The following is a 17,239-nucleotide window of genomic DNA, read 5'->3' on the forward strand; positions in this document are numbered from 1 at the left end:
TTTTTGAATTTATTTAGGTTGATCTTCAGCAGGATCAATCTTCTGACCTTGTTTGATCGTTTCGATTTTCCCTTCCCTTTGGCCTTCCTTATTTTTTGGAAGGCTATTATTTGCATAGTTGATATCTGTGAACCACTCACCCTGAGGATTCAAGTGAAGCTCCTTAACAGCTTTATTTTCTTTAAAAAACTGTTGTGCATATTCTTTCTGTGCCTTTGTCATGATTCAGCTATTTAAGGTGTAACATTATCTGAAATAATAGCTCCAAAACCGTGATCTTGTTTTTTATCACAAAGACCATAACAGTGAAGTCTTAATTCAGAGGTTGGATCTTTAGAGCGCGTGTCCTGTGCCATTGGCTTTAATAATGTTTTAACAGCCTCAATCCAGTATACTGTATTTGGAGCATAGAAAAATACAGATGCTGATTGATCTCCGGCAGCAGGTGTTGAGCCTAGAGATTTTAATATTCCCTGAGCGTTGTATTTTGGAGTTACTGTATTTTCAAAAATCTGCAAATTGAAAAACCTCTTTAACTCTCCGGTATTTTTATCAATTTCAAGATCACGGTAATTGTTTGTATTAGCTCGATCATGCACTAAATCGGCCTTGTGCATATCATCTAGGGTTAAATAAAACTGGTTTTTATCTTTAAGATTCAGTTTTACGAGTTCTTCAAAAAGGAAGCGATTAAGATCAGCGTATGTTAATCTTTTTCTACCGTTGAACTCCTCTCCTGTAGTTCTGATAACAGGCATTTTACCGGCTGTGTGTTCCTTAGGCGCAAGTTTACTTAATGCGTAATCCCTTACTCCGATTTTAAAAGAGTTGGTATGTTCTACTCTTAAAGCTGCTTCTTTGTCGAAGGCCATCGCTCTGAGCTCCGCATCTGTGTATGAGGTTGGTGTAGTGTCTAATTTATCCCACGGAACATGCCCCTTTGCTCCCGTCATGGCCAAAGGAGTAAAATCAACTGTTGCATTAACTACAAAACCAACATTATTGATCAGTTTATTAAATTTAATCCCGTCTGCATCAATAGCAGCCGGATTTGGCCTTTTTAGCACTCCAATGAAGGAATCATTATAGTTCCTAAAGTCTTCTAATAACTGTGGGTCGACATAGGTTCTGGTCCACAAACCGTCTTCAAATTCTGGCATTTTTTATTGATATTTAGCGTTAAACAAATTTTTGAATTTCTCAGGCTCCTGTGTAGCCATTTTTTCAAGTCCTTTCGGGTCTTCTTTCTGCCACTGGGCAAAATCCCAACCCTCCCGGCCTGCCGTTACTGCTCCCTTATTACCCACCTGGATAGCCGCTGAAATATTAGGAGCCTGCGGTTTACTTACGGTTTTAAAGACCAATTCAAGAGCTTCCACTCCTGAAGTAGCACCGATTGTTTCATAAGTTTTTCTTTCATCTTCTGTGAAAGTTTTTCCAAGACCGGCCGCTGCACCATCAATAATGGCTTTGATTCTGCCATCTTCGTATTCTTTGAGTTTGGCCTCTGCTGTAGTTTTTGCAGTTTCAGCCGTTCTTTTTTCGGCTTCCAAATCATTGATCTTTTGTTGAATTGCACCTATTACGGCAGTATCAGAGCTTTGAGCATTGACCGTATGCAGCGCAAGGGCTGTGATTAATAACTGTTTCATATCGTCGTTAAAATTTGATTGAGATTGAGTTTCTTGTGTTGGAAAGTCCATAAAAGCATTTACCGCCGGAGTTGAATATTTCATCAAACTCACCGCCGGTGTAGGAATAGAGGTCAAAAGTGCCGCATACATATTGAAAACTTCTGTTTCTCCGACCTCTTCAGGAATAAATGAAGGATAAACCGTCTCAACAGATGCCGGGATCACTTCAGAAACCAAACCAAGATCTAATGCTTCCTGAGCGCTTAACCAGGTATCAGTGTCTAGCCAGGCCATTACCTCATCCTTAGATTTTCCGGTTCTAAGCATTAATTTCTCTGTAAAGTTCTGTTCCATCAAACGCAATAATTTTGCGGCTGATTCGTGATCTTTAGCATTACCATAAGAACCGCTAGAAGGTGCGTGAATCATGACGTATCCGTTATTTACAATTTTCACATTCTTGGAGGACAGTATAATAACAGCACCCATCGAAGCGGCTAGACCATCAATAATAATAGTAATGTTTGCGTTTGATCGTTCTATTGCATTACACATTAGATTCCCGGCGAAAACACTGCCGCCATAAGTGTGCATTCTAATGGTGATTTCAGAATACTTGCTTTCAAGTTGATTTAAATAGTACACGAAATCTTGTCCATCATATTCCCAGATGGTTCCGTACATAGTCAGCGTGTTGTCTTTAATACCGAATATCATGTGTTTGCTTGATTTTTCAGCAATATTAAAGCTCAAAAACAGGGGTTGGTAAATCATCCGCAAGGGTTGCCACTTTTTAAAAAAAGGGACCTTTTTATTTGGAAGTTTGCCCAAAAGTGTACAATGGCAAAGAGAGTTAATAATGAGCCCTTACGGGCTATGGCTGAAAGAATGTTTGTCGAGGAAGGCATGACCGCAAAAGCAATTGCCGCAACTATTGATGTAACTGAGCAAACTATAGGAAGGTGGCGGAAAGGTATTCAGGGAGATATCTCCTGGGATGAAAAAAGAAAACAGTACTTAACCGCTCCCAACAATATTAAAAAGGTGTTAATGACAGAGCTCGGTGATCTTGCTGAGGGAAAAGATTCACGAATTGATGTTAAAGCAATAGCAGCCGTCACAAAAGCAATCGAACTTCTCTCTGATAAAGTTTCGGCGCAGATCGCTATGGCGGTTTTTAAAGAATTCGATTCCTGGATGGCCGTGCAGGACCCTGAAGCGGCTGTCTCATTTCTGGAATGGCATAAGATGTTTCTCCTGTATAAAGCACAACAAGAACAATAATGAGCGCTACAGATGTAAAATTGACAAAGGTATATGAAAAGATGCTCCGTGATTACGATGAGCATTGTAAAAGTATACATCAATCTACAGGCTCCGGCCTCAATCCGAACGAAACACCCACAGAAAGAAGAAAACAGCGGTTGGAGTGGGAAAAAGATTATATTACGTGGTTTGAGGAAATGTTTCCGCATTATGCTAAAGTAAAATGCGCATGGTTTCATAAAAGGCTTGCGGATTTAATTATTAATAATCCTGTTTGTGATGTCCTGGCGGAAATTTACCGATCGGGCGCAAAATCCGTGCATATTGATTTAGGGATTCCCTTATATCTTTATGTTACTGATCAGCTTCATTTCATGCTTCTTTTTGGTCAAACGGACCTGAAAGCAAAAAAGCTTATTTCTGATATCCAGTCAGAGTTAGTTTACAATCAAAAATTTATCCACTATTACGGTAAAAAATTTAAATTTGGAGATTGGTCGGATGGTGACTTTACCACTACAGACGGGGCGAAGTTTATGACCTCAACGCCGGGTCAGTCTCCCAGAGGATTACGTGAAGGAACCTCCCGTCCGGACTATATTGTTTTTGATGACGTTGATACCAGACAGAGGGTGAACAATGATGATCTTTCCAAAAAATTATTTGATTTTGCCTGGGAAGATGCAAGAGGTACGTTTGATGAGGGATCTCAATACCGCCGTTTTGTAGTAGCTAATAATAACTTTCATAAAAATACGCTGATCAATCAGCTTAAAGAGGAGTTTAAATTGATCACCCTAAGATTAAAACAGGCTGGAATAAAATCTACTTTCTTTCATCTACATGTCCCTGCTGTTAAAGATCTTACAACCTTTGAGCCCAATTGGCCGGAAAAAACAACGGCTGCATACTGGAAAGAAAAATATCTGTCCACGCCGTACAGGTCATTTATGCGTGAGTATATGCATGTACATATTGTTGAGGGTACAATCTTTAAGAATGAATGGATTCAATACAAACCACGATTACAGTTTCGATCTTATGATGCCCTGGTATTCTATGGAGATTTATCATACAAAGATGCCGGAGATTATAAAGCAATGATTTTTGCCGGAAAGACCGGACGCGAATTTCATGTGCTAAATTCCTTTGTGCGACAAACCTCAAAATATAATGTAGCAAGATGGTTATATGAATATGTTCAGGATAACAATCTTTTGAACTACAATATTTCTTACTTCATTGAGGGGCTTTTTGCGCAAGATGAATTCGTAAGTGATTTTGATGCTGTAGGTGATGAAATGGGCTGGCATATTCCGGTTGTTGCCGATGAAAAAACAAAATCCGGTAAGTTTGACCGTATTGAAAGTATGCAGGGATATTTCCAACGTGGGAATATCTGGTTTAATGAAAAAAACAAAGATTCAACAGACAATCAGGAGCTTATTAATCAACTACTAGCCTTCTCAAAAGGCAGCGGAGCTCATGACGACGGTCCCGATGCCTTACAAAGCGCCATAAGCAAATTAAATGTTGCAGCGACTCACAATAAAATACCTCCCCGGACAACAAGTCGGAAGGAACTCCAAAATCGTAACCCTAACAGATTTTAAATTATGTTTATAACAGATGACGATTACAGCGTACTGGTACGCAGAGAAATAAAAGATATACTCCTGGAAAATTATTCTGAAACCAAAATAAGGGCCGCCGAACAGATGGCCATACACCAGGTTAAAAATTATCTTTCCGGCAAATATGATGTTGGAAAGATCTTTTCTAAAACAGGAGTCGAAAGAAACAGCCACATTGTAATGATTACACTTGACTGTGCACTTTACCACCTTTATACCCCATTCCCCCGAAAGATGCCGGAAATAAGGGCTCAAAGATATCAAGATGCTATTGATTGGCTCAAATTGGCGGCAAAAGGTGAAAATACTGCCGATTTGCCACCTATTACAGATGATAACGGAAATAATCTGGTAGGAATAAAAATCAGTTCAAAATACACTCCCGAAAACAATCGCTGGTAAAAACAATGTTTAAACGCCCTTTAAGCTCTCTTTAAATCCATTTTTAAATTAATTCTAATGAGAATATTAGGTTTTGATATAACACGTAAAAAAAGCCCCGTTTCTGCCGTTCCTGAAAAAAAGACTCAGGCAAGAAAAAACCCTAAAATAACACAGGTTGTTGAAAGCTTCAAAGACAACAGCCGGAAAGATATCCAAAAATGGCGGCAGGCGTTAACTGCTGCCACCAACCTGGAAGATCCAAAATTTAGCCTTTATTATGATTTGATTGATGACCTGATGAATGACGGGCATCTCCAGTCACAAATTGAGATGAGAAAGTCATCAACACTAAATACAGATCACCAGGTTATCAACAGGAAAACAAAAAAAGTAAATGAAGAAATTACTTTTATTTTACAGCAACAATGGTTTTATAAATTTCTGGATGGGACAATTGATGAGACAATAAAGGGAACAAATTTAGCTGAGTTCCTTTCTTTTCAGGCTGAAAAAATAGAACTTAATTTTATCCCCCGCCGGAATGTGGTTCCTACCAGAAAGAAAATTTTCCCAGACATTACAAAGCCGCAGTTTATTGACTACAGTAATCCGGCGTTTGATCCGTGGCTGCTTCAGATTGGGGATGATTTCAATCTGGGTATCATTAATAATATCATTCCTAACCTAATCTGGAAAAGAAACGTAATGCAGGCGTGGGCTGAATTCTGCGAGAAATTTGGAATGCCTTTAATTACAGCTACAACCAATACAACAGATTCAAAAGTGGTTGACGCTGTACACGAAATGCTGTTGAATCTAGGCCAAGCATCTGTTGGTACTTTTCCATTAGGTACAGACATTAAGTTCCAGGAAGCCAACCGACAAGATGCGTATCGGGTGTACATGGAGTTTATGCAGGCGAATTCAAACGAAATATCAAAAGTACTTGTAGGATCTACCATGTTGAGTGATCAGGGAACCAATAGATCTCAAACTGAAGTACACGAAAGGTCATTAGACAACAGAATTGCTCAGGCTGATAAAAGAAAGATACAGTTTATAGTTAATGATCAGTTATTTCCACTTTTGAGATTACAAGGTTACAATATAGGTGAAGATGATATTTTTGAATGGAAGACAGCTGAGCAGGAAACTTCTTTAACTGAGCTATGGACTATTACCAACGGCTTAATTACTAACGGCTATGAAGTAAAGCAGGAATGGATCTCACAAACTTTCAATATTCCAATTGAAGGAAAAAAAACACAGCCAGGACAGCAGGTAAATATTGCAGCTCGCTACTTTCCGTCAGGTCCTGTAAATAGCATCGCTGCGAACAGATATGATTTTCATTGTACTTGTGGCAATCATCTTGAGCCCATTGATGCAGTTTCAGGCGATACCATAAAAAAGCTCGTTAAAAAGCTAATTCGTGCAGTATACGACAAAAAGGAAATTTTGGGAGCTAAAGGACAATTGATTGCTTCTGAAGCCTTACTCATGATCAAAGGACTGAGAGACAATTTCAAAACTTACAATCCGTACACCGGACCGGATCAACTTGTTTTACAAATGATGGAATACAATGTCTTTGAATTTTCAGCAAGCAAAACAGAGGCCCGGTATGCAGCAATGATGGATCTTATCACTGATGGTGAGGCAGGGATCAGATCATATAATGATTTTGAAAAATTATGTCTTGAAAAAACGAATGATCTTGATACCAGGTATTTAGAAACTGAATATAATTTAGCAGTAGCAGTAGGCCAGAATTCTGCGGCTTATGTCCGTTTTATGGCTGAAAAAGACACCGTCACAAATTTAGTACAATATCAAACCGGAGGAGATGAAAACGTAAGAGAAGCACATCAGATCTTAGACGGTAAAATATTTTCCCTGGAGGACAAAGAAGCAATGAAACTTTGGCCACCTAACGGGTACGGATGCAGGTGTGAAATGCTTCAGTACATCGGCCCAGGGAAACCGATATCAGGAAGAGCCGGAACAGAGCTGATTTATTCGCGTGATGTAAAATATAAAAACTCCCAGTTTGAAATCAACCGCGGAGATCTCAAACAAGTATTTACACAAAAACAGTTCTACAGTGACAATAAGGGGCTGCCTGCTCAGCTCAATAAAATGACTTATGATAAGTACGGACTAAATAAATGGGCTGATTTTAAAGATGATTTAAAGCCCATTAGCCTGGATAACAGTATTACATCTGATAATGTCAAAGAGTTATTCAAAAAAGAGAAAAAAACCAACTATATGGGCTTTTCTGATTACATGGGTAGAAAAATGGTCCTTCCTGAAAAAACCTTTAACATCAATACATCAGGAAATGCACTCAAAGATGATAAACACAAGGTATTTACTCATGTACAGGACATATTAAAAAATCCTGATGAGGTTTGGCTCAATGAATATGACAAAAATAAGTTTGGATCTCACTATGTGAAATTCTACGGCGACAGGTCCGTAATTGTCAAAGTTCATCTTAACAACAAAATGGAAGGGCTTGAGATCCTTGACTGGTATAACCTAAATAATGATGATGCCAAGCAAAGAACCGGCATCAGGATAAAATAAGTATATGGCAACTTCAAAATTACAAATGCTTGTCTCGTTATCAACGAGATTGTTTAATAATGGTTTGCAGAGGTTACAAAATCGATGGAATCAGGGCGTTGATAAGATGAAACAAAAATATCAATCTTTGATTGATATGGTTCCGGGGCTTGATGGGGCCCTGGATAAATTAAAAAATCCCTCTTTGATTTTTGGAGCTGCTTTTATGGCTGCCGTTGGATTCCTCGGAAAAGCTACCAAAATGGCGAATGATTGGGAGGTCAAAATGGCAGAAATCAATGTCACCGCCGGTCTCTCCAAAAAGGAGCTCCGGGGATTGTCAGATCAGCTCCTGGATATCGGGGCCCGGAACTCTTCCAATCTTGACGAAGTTCCTAAAGCTTTCACCCGGATCATTAGTGCCGGGTTAGATGTGGACCAATCCCTGAAAGCGTTGGAGCCAACCATGCGAGCAGCAAAAGCAGGATTCACAGATGTTGAAACGGTAGCGGGTGCGGGAATTGCTACAATGATGTCATCAGGAAAAGACATCAATAAGGTTTATGATGTGCTCTTTGAAACTGTAAAAGAAGGTAATGCAGAATTCAAAGATATTGCGCGTTACTTGCCAAAAGTAATACCATTGGCCCGCAGTATCGGTTATGAGCTGGAATCAACCGCCGGGGCCTACGCTTCGTTAACAACAAAATTAAGCGCCGAGCAGTCTACAACTGCCTTGGAAGGTATTATGAGAACGCTTTCAAATGCAGATGTGGCATTCGGTAAGGTTGACAGCAAAACAGGAAAATATATCAGTGGTTTCCGAGCCTTGGGAATTAATATTTTTACCTCTGCCGGCAAAATCAGACCTCTTATTGATATCGTTCAGGAAATCAATAAGCAGATGGATGGGCTTACTGACGCCCAGAAAATTAGAAAATTAAGTGCTCTTGGATTTGATCAATCTACTGCATTAGGATTCCAAACACTTGCTCAGGATGTCGAAGGATTAAAAAAAGCCACTATTGCTACTTCTAACGCTCAGGGGTCATTAAACCAGGCTTACATTGACTCAATGACGCCAACTGAAAAATATGAGATGATTCAGAATAATATCAAAGCATCAATGATTAAGCTGGGGCAGGAAGCACTTCCTTATGTTACTGCTGCACTTGAAAAAATAGCACCTTTATTTCAATGGATGTATAGAAATGTAGATACTTTAATTCCTCTTTTTGGAACCTTTACAGCAGTATTAGGTATTCTTACTGTAGCGACATGGGCCTGGAATTCCGCTTTACTGGCAAATCCGGTGACATGGATCGTTATAGGGATTTCAGCGCTGATCGCCATTATTGTGCTGGCTATCGCAAAATATAACGAATGGGGCGCAACCTTGTTGTTATTCCTGGGACCTATTGGACGTGTAATTTCTGCTTTTAAATTAATTTATGACCATTGGGATAGTATTAAGGCAGCTTTTAAAGATGAGGGCATTATTGGGGGGCTTAAAAGAATAGGAATCGTTTTACTGGATGTTATTATACAGCCTATTGAACAACTTCTGAAATTGTTAAGCTATCTGCCAGGTTCTCTGGGAGCGGCCGCCAAAGAAATGCAGGGATCAGTCAGAAAGTTCCGGGAAGATTTGAACCTTGTTGATACTCCCGAAGAAGCATTAGTAAAAAAGAGACCGGAATACATGGAGGCTATGAAAGCCCACAGCGAAAAGCTTATAAAGAAACCATTTGATCCCAGCTCACTCTATGGAACTAAACCCGGAGATTTTAATACTCAGCCGGGTGAAGATAAAGAGAAAAAGAAAAAGCTTAAAGATGGTGTAAACAAAGTAACCGGCGAGGCTAAACAGGTTAGAAACATTACAATCAATATTGGATCGTTAAACAATGGCGGTATTAATGCTAAAGCGGATGAGTTCAAAGGTATGACAAAACAGGATATTGAAGACTGGTTTAATGAAGCAATGATGAGAATTATGAGAAACGTAGAAACATCGTAATTATGAGCATAGAATTTAATACAGACTTCTTTGAAAGGCTTGAAAAGGTTAATAAATCAGCCTTTCTCAATAGATGTATAGGCCGGGTCGGAGTTATTGCCGTTAATTTTTCAAAAGAGAGGTTTGTTCAAAAAAATTGGATAGATCAAAGCCGGGAAGCCTGGAAGCCCCGCAAACGTCCTGCCCGCGGTTCCATATTGGTGAGATCCGCTAGGCTAAAGCGTAGCATTAGAAAACTATCCCAGGGAAGCTATTATGTTTATATAGGGACTGACGTTCCTTACGCCAGAATCCATAATGAAGGAGGGCAGATCAATAAAACTGCCAATGTCAAAGCTCATACCAGGAGAGCAAGAGCAGGTCGAAGAGGCGGAGTGACACAAAATGTAAAAGCCCATACCAGGCGAATGAATGTGCGAATCCCAAAACGACAGTTTTTAGGTGAATCAGCATTATTAAATCGTAGAATCGAAAGATTTTTATCACGTGAATTAGATAATGAAATAAGCAGAAACGGAAACTCATGAAAGCATTTTACAGTGAACTTATTAAAACATTTCAAAAAGAGGAGATAAAGAACGAATACACATCAAAAGGCGTGTTATATCCCCAATTCATTGATTTATACGGAGGTCAGGATCTTGAGCCGGAAAGCTTCGATATTTATCCGCAACCTGCAATTTTTGTGAGTTGGAGTATTGACCACAGGCAAAAACCTGCTTTAGTGACAATTACTTTTCGCCTTTGCTTTGAGCAGTATCGCGATACCAGTAATCTGGGTAGAAATACCGAAGAAGCATTAAAATTTATTGATTATAAAGAGATCACAGATAATATCCTGCGAAAATTTGAAAGTCCTGATACTGGAAAATTAACCCCGGCAACTGAAGAATTAAATATTGAACCTGTTATAACAGATCAGTATATATTAGTGTACAACTGTAGCTATAAAAACAATATTACCCCCGAATCCAGGGGGGAATATAATGAGATCAATATTAAAAGTGATTTATTCACAAAAATGTTTTAAATTTCGGTATTATCAACGTACCATTTACCGTGTTTTCTATAAACCTTTAATTGGTACGTTTTTAAATCGGTATAACCATTTAAACGGTGTTTAAAGAACTTTTCAACACGGGTTTTTACTTCCGATGAAAGCTGTTTGTCTGCAAATACTAATCCATACATTGTTTTTTTAACAATAATCATCCCTGAATAATCGAGATTTTCTGTAGGTTTCTCAGGACGATGCTTGAAAACTTCGCCTTTACTTCGTGCCGGATTGACCTGAGCAAAAATAAAGCAACTAAAGAGTAACATCATCAATGAAATTCTTTTTTTAAAATCCAAGTCTCCAAAAACCTTCATCGTTAAATCGATCAAAATATCCTTTTTTTAGTATTACAAACCCTTTTTTATTTACAGCTTCAATATTAGCCGCTGGATCAACATATTTTTTATAAATTGGAAATAAGGCAAGATATTTACCATATATGGTGGAAATCGCCCATTTCTTAATCCCCTTAACTTCAAAATCTTTATTTTCTCCATCCATATAAGTGCCATATTTTATTAAAAGTATGTCCGATTTATCATCTACATTAACAAACTTGATATTATCCTTATCATCATCCTGGCGGTTAATAACTAACTGATAATTTCTTCCTGTATCCTTCACTAATTGGTCAACAGTTTGTTTGAATTGTAAGGAATCCAGTGTTTTAAAATCAGTCTGGGAAAAGGCTATTATTGGGAATAACAGGAATAATAATTTTTTCATATTAAATATTTAGATTTCACAAAGGTAGAAATTAATCATAAAAAAAATTGCGGTTTCCCGCAATTCTTATTATTGTAATTGTTGATGTAACTGATTTTTGACTATCATCAACGTATTTCCTTCATAACTTCCTGCTGCTGCATCAAAAAAAATATCAAATTCAATCAGGTAATTTAACAGAGCTTCAGCCATATAAAATTTTAGCTTCAATTTAAACTCCTTTTTATTGGTCCTTGTGGATATCGCTTTTTTGAGAAGCTTTTCCCGTAATTCAATACAGATAGATACAATTGTCTTTAAATTCCTTTTTAAGCCCGAAAATTCAATTGTATCGAGTGCAGACATTACATTATTGATAACACATAAACCGGCATAGTCAATATTTACAGTTACATTCATAGTATTACATAGTTGTTTTTGTCCCGTTTTTTAGAGAGTAAAGTCCGCCATTTGTAGCCTTTTTTCTCAAAGTGCGGCAAATCCTTGAAGGTTTTCCAGTTTCCGCCCCAATCCCATCCATGACGGGCAAAAATTTTCACGCACTCATACCAGTCTGCAACGCCGTCATTGTCCCAATCCTTTGCTGTATCCCAGCTTGCTGTTTTTCCGTCTATGATCAGTACAATATCAACCGCAAAGCCGTAATTATGGATGCTTTGCCCGGCTTTGGCATTGGTTACTTTTTTACCGGCTATTGTCCTTCCTTGTGCATAGAGCTGGTTTTGCTCCTCAAAAGTTCTCAGGCCCTGGGAAATCCTGACTTGAGCACGGCCGGTTAAACTTGCGTTACACTCGTTAATGATTTTTGTTACTTCTTCTCTTACACTTGGGTGTAGTTTTGAGATTCTTTCCTGTGTTACTTTGTCCATTGTATTTAAAAATTAAAGGTTAATTGATTTCCATTGCTTGTCTCTTTTTCCTGTAATTTTTTCAGTTCCCTTTTTGCCGGAATACCTAAGTATGTGCCGTATGTACGTATTGAAATGTGAAACTGTGGCTCTATGAACTTGTGGAAAATCTCTTTATAAGTCAATCGCCCGCCAGACTTATGCTCTTGCGTGATTTCCTGAATTTTTACAATTTTCTTGTAGTAATTAGTTTTATTATAAGCCATACAGAATTATGAGTATATTTGCAGTGTTCAGATGCAAGCTCGTGGTCTATATGGCTATGAGCTTTTTAATTCTTAGAAGGAAACGGCAGTTTATTTTTGTGATGCCATTCTTTTGTTCCTGGTATTTTTGCTGATTTGTTGTATTTTGATCTGAGGCTTTTAAACTGTTTGATAAGCGGCTCAAATTCTTCAGCGGTATAATCTTTCAAAGCTTTTTTTAAAGGGCTCAATTCAAGCATAAAGCGATTAAATGGAGTCCAGTCACCCGGATCATACAATCCGATATACTGAGCATCTTTTAAAACAATGGATCTAAGGCTTTTTAAATGCTTTTCAGCGTACTGATTGTTTAATTCTTCATACACAGTCAAATGCTTTGGAAAGAAGGCATAATACAGACTTTCCAGTTCTTCCGGTGTAAGCTCATCAAGATTCCCGGTTCTTGAGTTGGTGTGCAGCCAGATGGCCGGTTCCAGTTCAGATCTTGAAAACTTCTTTTCAAGGTGGGTCCTCATTACGGCATTTGTGATCATTTTGGTTCAATTTTTTGTGTTTAAATATTCTTTAGTTTTTAACCTTGTTTTTCTTTCCGCATTCTGAGCATTCATAATCCAGACTTCCTCGCAGATCAAAAAAGCATCCGCAAAAGCTGCATTTTCGCCATATTTCGTGGTTGAAAAATTTAATTATTGTGTATGTTTTCATAATTTTTAAAATTCTAAAGAACTTTGATAAGGGACCTCTAAATCATAATATTTTCTGAAGGCATGCCCCAATTTTTCTTTTATTATTAACCTTTCTTTCTCACTGATATGATTGGCATCTGCTAAATAGTTGTTATGTAAAACAGCCTTCCAATTTCCTTTCCAAGGTTTTTCATCAATAAAGCTCTGATAGATAGTAAACATTTTATGCCTATATATAGCATCCTCTTTTTCTTCAAGCGTCTGATACCTGGTGTAAACTATAAACATCCATCTTGATGCTTTTCTCTCATTGTCTTCAGGTAATCCGCAGGTATCATTTTCAAACATCACTGTTAAGGCTCTTTTTTTTAATATCTTATTAATCTTAGAAACCCCATAAAAAACACGAAGAGGCTTTTTTTTTAAATAATTCCACCGTTCTTCAATTTCTTCGGGTGTTAATGGATCATTTAACATTACTTTAATTTTGTTCCCAGGAGTGGAATCGAACCACTCCATAAAACCGTTTGGGATCTAATCTTGCATTTCTAATACAAAATCTTCAGCCATATGGAAAGGATCTTGACCATCTTCCCAATCCTGCCTAAATGATTCTTTATCAACAGTTCCTTTATATCCTAAACCTCTGACAAATTCTAGAAATGAATCAATCCACTCTTCAAATGTTTTTTCCATTGTTACTTTTTAATGATTAATTTTTAGATTTTTGATACTAGTTTTGTTAGTGCTTTTTTATATGCTTTATTGAATTCTATTTCTGTTGTTTCCTGCATTTTTTCTTCTATTTTATATTGTTTATATTTATACCATATTTCAATATTTGTATAGAAAGTATATGTTTTTACATAAGTGATATTCTTTTCTTTATCTACTCTTACGAAGCTGTTATCATCTTTTTTGTAATACTTATTCATAATCTTGATTTTAAAATAATTCCGTTTGATTGAAGGATAGTAAAAGTTCTAATGAGCTTTTGGTGCAGCTTTTTTCCTTTAATTTTTGATGTATCTTTAATCTTTCAAGCTTACATACTTCTTCAAATGCTTTATCGTGGTATTGAGATACCCAACCACCATCACCAGCAAACACCATAGAAGCAATTCTACCATTTTCAAACTCTGATATATCTATTGATGTAGAGTCATTAAATTCTTTTTTTAAAAGGGTTTTCATACAATAAATTTTGTTCCCAGGAACGGAATCGAACCACTCCAAAAAAACCGTTTGGGATTATTCCAGATCATCATAGACAACTATATCAGGTCTATTTCTGAAATCTCTTGGACTTATGCACTTTTGATGATTTAATTCTTCACTTTCATTATTTTGAAGATTTTCAACTTCAACATTTTCATTGAAAATTTTATTGATGTATCTGATTTCTTCCTCAAAGACAAAAGGAGACCGAAGTTTTATAAATCGATGCCATTTTTTATCTACAAATGCATATCTATGCAGGTCTAAATACATGAAATCCTTTTGTCTACTATGAAATTGCTCCATAGCTTTGTAAGACGTAAATTCTTTTTCTTTTAAATCTTTTCCATCCAAATACTCAAGCTTAAAAGCAGTTGCATTTTCAAAAATTATTCTCTTTTTAAACTTTTTCATAAATTTTGTTTTGTTCCCAGGAGTGGAATCGAACCACTCCAAAAAACCGTTTGGGATTAGAATTTTTTATTTCCGTAGCATTCTATAACTGCGTAGATTAGCATTCCTAGTAAAAAACCTACCATAAAGCAGACAGAACCTACATAAGCTATTAAAAGTTCACTATCTGTCATTATTATGCGTTTTCAATTGGGAATATTTCTTCTATGATAGTGCCTTCAGGAAAGTCTACGGAGGTAATTGATAGCGGAATAGATTCCTTTTTCCCCTGAGCATTCGTTGTATAAGCTTCAATAAAGAAGGCTGAACGTACAGGCTTATAGGATGCCTGTATAATATCAACTGCATCAGAGAACTTAGCATCATTGAATTCATCTGCGAGTTGCCTAAGTTCCAGAACTCTTGAAGATTTTAAATTGCCTTTAGCATCCTTTTTTAACAGTTTATTGATGGTACTAACAAGCTTTGCGCTATTCTCATCCTTCGCCATACTGTCAATAACTTCTTTGATCTTATCAATTCCGGCGTTTACAGTATCATCCCAACCGTCAACAACCCGAAAGCCATAAGTGATACCATTTCCCTTGTCATCGCTGAAAGAGTGCCCCTGTTGGCCCTGTTTTATATCAAAAACCTCAGATTTCATTTCCAAAAGAATGTTTAAGCCCTGGAAGAGATCAAGTTTAGCTTTTGACAGCATTCCAGAAATGTTTAACAGAGTATTGATAAAGCCCGGAACTGCATCTTTTACAGTTTCTTTATAGGCTGCTCTTGCTTCAATTTTGCTGGCTTCTGCCGCTTTTGCAGCAGCTTTTAACTCTTCCGGAGAAACACTCTGTAATAGAGCAAGTCTTTCCTCTGGTGATAATGTATTAATGTCTATTGTGCTCATTTTAAATTAATTTTATTAATATTTTTTGTTGTTTGCGATTTCTAAATGATGTAGTACAAAGAATACTATAAGAAAGCCCATTATAAGCTGATTAAAGGACCAATATCCAGTTTTTCCATATTGAGCAAACATTACTACAATGGATACAACTGCTGATAAAATATATTTTTTCATACTTTAATATTTTGTAATTCTTTTATTTGATGTTCTAATTCTTTTATTCTATTCTGTTTTTTTTGAATGATATCCTTATCTATTGCGATACTCAGCTGCCACATAGCCATTTCTTTCCTTCTTTCCCACTCCTTTAATGCTGTAGTTACATCAGGAAACTTTTCTAAAGGCTTCATGTTTTGGCTTTTTAAAATGTTTTTTGAATGAATTTCCGTTAATTTCCCAGACTGTACCATTTTCATTACTCATTACCTTTGTGAAATACTCATCCTTTAAGATTCTAAACTCCTTAATTTCAGCTAGGTTGAGAGTATAAGAAATGATCCCTTTTGGATTTTTTTGATTTTCCGGAATATAAGCTCCTGCATTGGTTGTAAATCTGCGTTTCAAATTCTTGCTATCCTTATGTGAGGCTATGATTTCCCATTCCTGGTTAAGCATAATTTTATGTTTGGTCAAATAACAATAGCTCTGGACCACTGCAAAGCAGATTTTGTCGTTTAATAATTCTTCTATAATCATATGTATATATTTTGAAGTTTGATTTTTTCTCTGATAACCATTCGTTTTAATCTTCGCAGATCTTCAACGACTTTGACGTTCTGAACCTGTTGTTTATCAATTGGGATTTCTTTAAAAATTGGTTTTAATTCGTCAAAAATCATTTTTTGTGTAGCAGGATCGTTGACACCATTAGCAGCACATATTTTTTTCACGCAATTGAATGTTGCTCCTATCAGATTGATGTATGCGCGGCCAAAACGGCTGTCTAATTCATCAAAGCCTAATTTTTTAAGCCTTACACCTCTTTTGATTCTTTCTTCCAGGTGTGGAGTTCCGGCCATGATAAGTGCCATTTCGTCCTCACTCTCATTATAAAGGTGAATGAACCATCTTAAGGCTGAATCTTTCAATTTATCAGCTTCATCCACTATCAAAAGAGGTTTTACAGAGCCTCTTTTTCGGAAAAAATCACAGACTTTCATTCCTAATTTATCAATGTGCATATAAGATTTTCCAGTGTCTATACCTAACATTGCAGCTAATTCAGTTAAAAATTCTCTTTTTGCCCATTCACGGCACCTGATATAGAACACCCCGGATTCTGCATTGCTTTGAGAGTATGATTTTAGTGGAGCACTTTTTCCAATTCCGGCCTTATCACTGACAACCATAAATAAAGAGTATGATTTTGCATCGTTACAGATAGTAGAAACTTTTCTATAGTTAATTGTTTCAGCAATCTGCCATTCCGAATCATCCCAGCCACAAGCTTTACCAACTTTTAGCCATAATTCATCTTTTATCAGCTCCCATTTACCGTTTACCATCTGGGAAATTGTAGCTGTTGAAACATCGGCTTTTGTAGCTACTTGGCCGTAGCTACCAAGCCGCTCTTTTTCTGTATTAATTGCAATAACTATTGCGGATTTTTGTAAGTTTGTCATA

Annotated in this window: 25 protein-coding genes; 7 read left to right on the forward strand and 18 right to left on the reverse strand. The window is 37.0% G+C overall.

Annotation, left to right across the window (positions count from 1 at the left end; translation table 11 throughout):
• Positions 1-9 precede the first annotated feature (9 nt).
• Genes OK18_RS15230 through OK18_RS15240 form a run of 3 tightly spaced genes read right to left on the reverse strand, consistent with a single transcriptional unit; the run spans position 10 to position 2,351 of the window.
• Positions 10-222, reverse strand: coding sequence for a hypothetical protein (locus tag OK18_RS15230; protein WP_053328542.1), 213 nt, complete (start codon positions 220-222; stop codon positions 10-12).
• Positions 223-233: 11 nt separating this feature from the next.
• Entirely contained in the window at positions 234-1,160 is a 927-nt protein-coding gene (locus OK18_RS15235) for a hypothetical protein (RefSeq protein ID WP_053328543.1), read from the reverse strand.
• A 3-nt stretch (positions 1,161-1,163) separates the two neighbouring features.
• Positions 1,164-2,351, reverse strand: a complete 1,188-nt coding sequence (locus OK18_RS15240; RefSeq protein ID WP_167336366.1) for a head maturation protease, ClpP-related — start codon at positions 2,349-2,351, stop codon at positions 1,164-1,166.
• A gap of 123 nt (positions 2,352-2,474) precedes the next feature.
• Between OK18_RS15240 and OK18_RS15245 the strand changes: the two genes are divergently transcribed.
• From OK18_RS15245 to OK18_RS15275, 7 genes are read left to right on the forward strand one after another with little or no spacing between them, the layout of a single operon-like run.
• The gene (locus OK18_RS15245) at positions 2,475-2,918 is read left to right on the forward strand and encodes a hypothetical protein (RefSeq protein WP_053328545.1); all 444 of its coding nucleotides are present in this window, start codon (positions 2,475-2,477) and stop codon (positions 2,916-2,918) included.
• Positions 2,918-4,513, forward strand: coding sequence for a phage terminase large subunit (terL, locus tag OK18_RS15250; RefSeq protein ID WP_053328546.1), 1,596 nt, complete (start codon positions 2,918-2,920; stop codon positions 4,511-4,513). Before OK18_RS15245 ends, terL begins: the two co-directional genes overlap by 1 nt.
• Before the next feature lie 3 nt (positions 4,514-4,516).
• Positions 4,517-4,936: a phage protein Gp36 family protein gene (locus tag OK18_RS15255; RefSeq protein WP_053328547.1), complete on the forward strand. Its 420-nt coding sequence runs from the start codon at positions 4,517-4,519 to the stop codon at positions 4,934-4,936.
• A 57-nt stretch (positions 4,937-4,993) separates the two neighbouring features.
• Complete coding sequence (locus OK18_RS15260; protein ID WP_053328548.1) at positions 4,994-7,510, forward strand: phage portal protein family protein; 2,517 nt, start codon at positions 4,994-4,996, stop codon at positions 7,508-7,510.
• A gap of 4 nt (positions 7,511-7,514) precedes the next feature.
• Positions 7,515-9,509 carry a phage tail tape measure protein gene (locus OK18_RS15265; protein WP_082129206.1) on the forward strand — a complete coding sequence of 665 codons (1,995 nt, stop codon included), beginning with the start codon at positions 7,515-7,517 and terminating at the stop codon, positions 9,507-9,509.
• 2 nt (positions 9,510-9,511) lie between these two features.
• Complete coding sequence (locus tag OK18_RS15270; RefSeq protein ID WP_053328550.1) at positions 9,512-10,036, forward strand: phage virion morphogenesis protein; 525 nt, start codon at positions 9,512-9,514, stop codon at positions 10,034-10,036.
• A complete protein-coding gene (locus tag OK18_RS15275) occupies positions 10,033-10,539 on the forward strand; it encodes a hypothetical protein (protein WP_053328551.1) in 507 nt (168 codons plus the stop codon). Before OK18_RS15270 ends, OK18_RS15275 begins: the two co-directional genes overlap by 4 nt.
• Here OK18_RS15275 and OK18_RS15280 read toward each other — a convergent pair.
• From OK18_RS15280 to OK18_RS15345, 15 genes are all read right to left on the reverse strand, one after another.
• Positions 10,536-10,835: a hypothetical protein gene (locus OK18_RS15280; protein ID WP_167336367.1), complete on the reverse strand. Its 300-nt coding sequence runs from the start codon at positions 10,833-10,835 to the stop codon at positions 10,536-10,538. The genes OK18_RS15275 and OK18_RS15280 overlap by 4 nt on opposite strands.
• A gap of 16 nt (positions 10,836-10,851) precedes the next feature.
• The gene (locus OK18_RS15285) at positions 10,852-11,292 is read right to left on the reverse strand and encodes a hypothetical protein (protein WP_053328553.1); all 441 of its coding nucleotides are present in this window, start codon (positions 11,290-11,292) and stop codon (positions 10,852-10,854) included.
• Positions 11,293-11,361: 69 nt separating this feature from the next.
• Positions 11,362-11,691: a hypothetical protein gene (locus OK18_RS15290; RefSeq protein ID WP_053328554.1), complete on the reverse strand. Its 330-nt coding sequence runs from the start codon at positions 11,689-11,691 to the stop codon at positions 11,362-11,364.
• Positions 11,688-12,161 (reverse strand): M15 family metallopeptidase, encoded by a 474-nt coding sequence (locus OK18_RS15295; RefSeq protein ID WP_053328555.1) that lies wholly within the window; start codon positions 12,159-12,161, stop codon positions 11,688-11,690. Before OK18_RS15295 ends, OK18_RS15290 begins: the two co-directional genes overlap by 4 nt.
• A gap of 310 nt (positions 12,162-12,471) precedes the next feature.
• Positions 12,472-12,939, reverse strand: a complete 468-nt coding sequence (locus OK18_RS15305) for a hypothetical protein (RefSeq protein ID WP_053328557.1) — start codon at positions 12,937-12,939, stop codon at positions 12,472-12,474.
• Positions 12,940-13,116: 177 nt separating this feature from the next.
• Entirely contained in the window at positions 13,117-13,569 is a 453-nt protein-coding gene (locus OK18_RS15310) for a hypothetical protein (RefSeq protein WP_156173303.1), read from the reverse strand.
• Positions 13,570-13,626: 57 nt separating this feature from the next.
• Positions 13,627-13,788 carry a hypothetical protein gene (locus OK18_RS21305; RefSeq protein WP_156173304.1) on the reverse strand — a complete coding sequence of 54 codons (162 nt, stop codon included), beginning with the start codon at positions 13,786-13,788 and terminating at the stop codon, positions 13,627-13,629.
• A 23-nt stretch (positions 13,789-13,811) separates the two neighbouring features.
• A complete protein-coding gene (locus tag OK18_RS15315; RefSeq protein WP_053328559.1) occupies positions 13,812-14,027 on the reverse strand; it encodes a hypothetical protein in 216 nt (71 codons plus the stop codon).
• Positions 14,028-14,037: 10 nt separating this feature from the next.
• Entirely contained in the window at positions 14,038-14,286 is a 249-nt protein-coding gene (locus OK18_RS15320; protein ID WP_053328560.1) for a hypothetical protein, read from the reverse strand.
• Between the two features lie 57 nt (positions 14,287-14,343).
• Positions 14,344-14,724: a hypothetical protein gene (locus OK18_RS15325; RefSeq protein WP_174441963.1), complete on the reverse strand. Its 381-nt coding sequence runs from the start codon at positions 14,722-14,724 to the stop codon at positions 14,344-14,346.
• A 175-nt stretch (positions 14,725-14,899) separates the two neighbouring features.
• The gene (locus OK18_RS15330; RefSeq protein ID WP_053328561.1) at positions 14,900-15,616 is read right to left on the reverse strand and encodes a DUF3164 family protein; all 717 of its coding nucleotides are present in this window, start codon (positions 15,614-15,616) and stop codon (positions 14,900-14,902) included.
• Positions 15,617-15,631: 15 nt separating this feature from the next.
• The gene (locus tag OK18_RS21310; RefSeq protein WP_156173305.1) at positions 15,632-15,790 is read right to left on the reverse strand and encodes a hypothetical protein; all 159 of its coding nucleotides are present in this window, start codon (positions 15,788-15,790) and stop codon (positions 15,632-15,634) included.
• Positions 15,787-15,966, reverse strand: a complete 180-nt coding sequence (locus OK18_RS15335; protein WP_053328562.1) for a hypothetical protein — start codon at positions 15,964-15,966, stop codon at positions 15,787-15,789. Before OK18_RS15335 ends, OK18_RS21310 begins: the two co-directional genes overlap by 4 nt.
• Positions 15,941-16,312 (reverse strand): hypothetical protein, encoded by a 372-nt coding sequence (locus OK18_RS15340; protein ID WP_053328563.1) that lies wholly within the window; start codon positions 16,310-16,312, stop codon positions 15,941-15,943. The genes OK18_RS15335 and OK18_RS15340 overlap by 26 nt, the downstream gene beginning before the upstream one ends.
• On the reverse strand, positions 16,309-17,238 hold the full coding sequence (locus OK18_RS15345) for an AAA family ATPase (RefSeq protein WP_053328564.1): 930 nt from the start codon (positions 17,236-17,238) through the stop codon (positions 16,309-16,311). Before OK18_RS15345 ends, OK18_RS15340 begins: the two co-directional genes overlap by 4 nt.
• Position 17,239 lies beyond the last annotated feature (1 nt).

It is taken from the genome of Chryseobacterium gallinarum, from assembly GCF_001021975.1.
Lineage (GTDB): Bacteria > Bacteroidota > Bacteroidia > Flavobacteriales > Weeksellaceae > Chryseobacterium > Chryseobacterium gallinarum.

What these genes read in the sequence shown, in the direction of transcription:
- OK18_RS15230 (WP_053328542.1), bottom strand. Translation starts at nt 222, where the DNA reads ATGACAAAGGCACAGAAAGAATATGCACAACAGTTTTTTAAAGAAAAT.
- OK18_RS15235 (WP_053328543.1), bottom strand. Translation starts at nt 1,160, where the DNA reads ATGCCAGAATTTGAAGACGGTTTGTGGACCAGAACCTATGTCGACCCA.
- OK18_RS15240 (WP_167336366.1), bottom strand. Translation starts at nt 2,351, where the DNA reads ATGATATTCGGTATTAAAGACAACACGCTGACTATGTACGGAACCATC.
- OK18_RS15245 (WP_053328545.1), top strand. Translation starts at nt 2,475, where the DNA reads ATGGCAAAGAGAGTTAATAATGAGCCCTTACGGGCTATGGCTGAAAGA.
- terL (WP_053328546.1), top strand. Translation starts at nt 2,918, where the DNA reads ATGAGCGCTACAGATGTAAAATTGACAAAGGTATATGAAAAGATGCTC.
- OK18_RS15255 (WP_053328547.1), top strand. Translation starts at nt 4,517, where the DNA reads ATGTTTATAACAGATGACGATTACAGCGTACTGGTACGCAGAGAAATA.
- OK18_RS15260 (WP_053328548.1), top strand. Translation starts at nt 4,994, where the DNA reads ATGAGAATATTAGGTTTTGATATAACACGTAAAAAAAGCCCCGTTTCT.
- OK18_RS15265 (WP_082129206.1), top strand. Translation starts at nt 7,515, where the DNA reads ATGGCAACTTCAAAATTACAAATGCTTGTCTCGTTATCAACGAGATTG.
- OK18_RS15270 (WP_053328550.1), top strand. Translation starts at nt 9,512, where the DNA reads ATGAGCATAGAATTTAATACAGACTTCTTTGAAAGGCTTGAAAAGGTT.
- OK18_RS15275 (WP_053328551.1), top strand. Translation starts at nt 10,033, where the DNA reads ATGAAAGCATTTTACAGTGAACTTATTAAAACATTTCAAAAAGAGGAG.
- OK18_RS15280 (WP_167336367.1), bottom strand. Translation starts at nt 10,835, where the DNA reads ATGATGTTACTCTTTAGTTGCTTTATTTTTGCTCAGGTCAATCCGGCA.
- OK18_RS15285 (WP_053328553.1), bottom strand. Translation starts at nt 11,292, where the DNA reads ATGAAAAAATTATTATTCCTGTTATTCCCAATAATAGCCTTTTCCCAG.
- OK18_RS15290 (WP_053328554.1), bottom strand. Translation starts at nt 11,691, where the DNA reads ATGAATGTAACTGTAAATATTGACTATGCCGGTTTATGTGTTATCAAT.
- OK18_RS15295 (WP_053328555.1), bottom strand. Translation starts at nt 12,161, where the DNA reads ATGGACAAAGTAACACAGGAAAGAATCTCAAAACTACACCCAAGTGTA.
- OK18_RS15305 (WP_053328557.1), bottom strand. Translation starts at nt 12,939, where the DNA reads ATGATCACAAATGCCGTAATGAGGACCCACCTTGAAAAGAAGTTTTCA.
- OK18_RS15310 (WP_156173303.1), bottom strand. Translation starts at nt 13,569, where the DNA reads ATGTTAAATGATCCATTAACACCCGAAGAAATTGAAGAACGGTGGAAT.
- OK18_RS21305 (WP_156173304.1), bottom strand. Translation starts at nt 13,788, where the DNA reads ATGGAAAAAACATTTGAAGAGTGGATTGATTCATTTCTAGAATTTGTC.
- OK18_RS15315 (WP_053328559.1), bottom strand. Translation starts at nt 14,027, where the DNA reads ATGAATAAGTATTACAAAAAAGATGATAACAGCTTCGTAAGAGTAGAT.
- OK18_RS15320 (WP_053328560.1), bottom strand. Translation starts at nt 14,286, where the DNA reads ATGAAAACCCTTTTAAAAAAAGAATTTAATGACTCTACATCAATAGAT.
- OK18_RS15325 (WP_174441963.1), bottom strand. Translation starts at nt 14,724, where the DNA reads ATGAAAAAGTTTAAAAAGAGAATAATTTTTGAAAATGCAACTGCTTTT.
- OK18_RS15330 (WP_053328561.1), bottom strand. Translation starts at nt 15,616, where the DNA reads ATGAGCACAATAGACATTAATACATTATCACCAGAGGAAAGACTTGCT.
- OK18_RS21310 (WP_156173305.1), bottom strand. Translation starts at nt 15,790, where the DNA reads ATGAAAAAATATATTTTATCAGCAGTTGTATCCATTGTAGTAATGTTT.
- OK18_RS15335 (WP_053328562.1), bottom strand. Translation starts at nt 15,966, where the DNA reads ATGAAGCCTTTAGAAAAGTTTCCTGATGTAACTACAGCATTAAAGGAG.
- OK18_RS15340 (WP_053328563.1), bottom strand. Translation starts at nt 16,312, where the DNA reads ATGATTATAGAAGAATTATTAAACGACAAAATCTGCTTTGCAGTGGTC.
- OK18_RS15345 (WP_053328564.1), bottom strand. Translation starts at nt 17,238, where the DNA reads ATGACAAACTTACAAAAATCCGCAATAGTTATTGCAATTAATACAGAA.